This is a genomic window from Mesobacillus sp. (genome assembly GCF_049588175.1).
GTDB lineage: Bacteria > Bacillota > Bacilli > Bacillales > Cytobacillaceae > Mesobacillus.
Genome location: NZ_JBAVFI010000481.1, coordinates 1 through 1,952 on the forward strand (window position 1 = coordinate 1; position 1,952 = coordinate 1,952).

2 protein-coding genes are annotated in these 1,952 nt (G+C 42.6%); one reads left to right on the top strand and one right to left on the bottom strand.

Going from position 1 to position 1,952, the window contains the following annotated elements; translation table 11 throughout:
- Positions 1–491, top strand: a 491-nt coding sequence (locus WB217_RS11745; protein WP_423993412.1) for a TetR/AcrR family transcriptional regulator, incomplete at its 5' end; no start/stop codon positions are given.
- Between the two features lie 97 nt (positions 492–588).
- Here the strand turns inward: WB217_RS11745 and WB217_RS11750 are convergent.
- Positions 589–1,716 carry an SH3 domain-containing protein gene (locus WB217_RS11750; RefSeq protein WP_423993413.1) on the bottom strand — a complete coding sequence of 376 codons (1,128 nt, stop codon included), beginning with the start codon at positions 1,714–1,716 and terminating at the stop codon, positions 589–591.
- Positions 1,717–1,952 lie beyond the last annotated feature (236 nt).

Below are 1,952 nucleotides of genomic sequence, written 5' to 3' on the forward strand. Positions count from 1 at the left end.
TTACCCGTGCTGAGATTGGTTATGGCTCTGCCTACACCCATTTTAAAGGCAAAGATGAAATTTTGATTGCTTTGATGGAAGATGTCATGGACCGATTTTTCACCATCGCGGAACTTGAGTATGAACCTAGGAATTTGAGAGACGCCCAAACGCGGATTACCTACCAGGTAGGGGAATTTTTACGATTGGCTGAACAGGAGCGTTCAATTTTGCGAGTATTCCATGAAGCTATGGGTCGATCAGAAACTGCCCAGCAGAAATGGAAGCTGATCCAAAAGAAATTCATCGAACGCATCTCAAAAGATATTTTACATGTTCAGAACAAGGTTCTGGCAAAATCCGATCTTAACATCGAGCTAGTGGCACGAAGCTGGTTTGCAATCAATGAAATGTACCTTTGGGAACTGGTTGAAAACGAAGAATATCCATTTAAAATTGAGGAAATCGCTGAAAATGTCACGGAGCTTTATACGAAGGGATTGTATGTTTAGGTTAATGGGATTAGATTAGCTACTCCTTCTAATACTCTGTTATACCAATCAAAAAAAGCATCTGCGAGCCTCTTAATGTCCGCAGATGCTTTTTTGATTAGTTTACCACTAGGGCACGCTTCCCCATCGCATTATATATATTGATGAATTTCGCTTTCGGAATTTTTACATCTTTTTTCACGGCTTCACTGTCGTTGAAGTAGACGTAATTCGCATCTGTGCCTGTAATGACCACGTTATGCAACGGCCTTGCTGCATTAATCGTTTTTCCTGCTGGCGTCTTCCATTCTCGTGCTTTTGGCATTTCATAATTGATAGTAAACCAGACCAAAACCGGTTTCCCCTGTGATATGTATCTTTCAATCTCAGAGAAATTCTTTCCGGTCAAAGCAATTCCGCCGGGACGATATTGATCCAGTACCTTTTTGAGAGGAACGGGATTGATGGTATAGCCGTTTCCAAAAGGCGTCCCAACAAAACCAACATTTGGGTCTCCCCATACCTTAATGGAACCATCCGCGTTCCTCACTAGTTTAGTTGAATCATAGGGCATTTGCTTGGCCAGCACAGTCTTATCTACATTCACACCATAATAGCGAAGAGCCATTGCAAGTGAGGTCACTTCGCATCCGCTTGGCAATTCCGGCCGCTGCGCGATGACAGGAATGTTCATTTTATTATAGGCTGCGCCATTGCTGGATGAAACATATTGGCCGCTAACATAGGCTGTTTTTCCGTTAAAAGAAATTCTCATCCAACCATTGCTTTCTTTATGTATAACATTGAGCACCGTTCCCTGGACAACAGAACCGATTTTTTGATACTGCGTTCCAGGTCCCGTTCTGACGTTTAAGTTTGTTGCCGTAACTTTAAAGACCACTGACGGAGTATACACATAATCACCGCTCACATATCCGGTTTTCCCATTAAAAGAGATTTTGTACCAGCCATTACTCAGCTGCTGAATGACCTGAAGCTGAGTACCCTGCACCAGCCTGCCAATCCGGGAATAATTTGTTCCAGCACCAGAGCGTACATTCAGTACATCTGCTGTAACAGTATACGTCGGGCCTGCCGCCTTTACTACAGGTGCACCTGACGGAATGAAAGGAATTTCCGGCAGAAGCAAACTGCTGCTGACTAGGATGGATGAAGCAATCATTCCTTTGGAAATCACACCCTTAAAAGAAGAACGTTTTTCTTGTTTCCTTTCCAATCGGGACATTTTTTCTCCTCCTGGTTTTGTAGAATTTTCGCAGTTCCTGTCGAAACCTATGATACTACTACAAAACTATCGGTAATCACTTAGCAAGTCCACCAATAACAGGGCAAATCTCAATAATTGAATCAATTGGTTTACGAGCAATTTTCTAAGCAGGAGGTTTGACATATTTAATGCCCTTCCTTTCAGGAGAATCTATCGAAGGAATTCAGGGAGAAAAAAGGTCTCTTTCCCTATTG

Excerpts from the sequence above, each read along its gene's own strand:
- WB217_RS11750 (WP_423993413.1), bottom strand. The coding sequence starts at position 1,716 with ATGTCCCGATTGGAAAGGAAACAAGAAAAACGTTCTTCTTTTAAGGGT.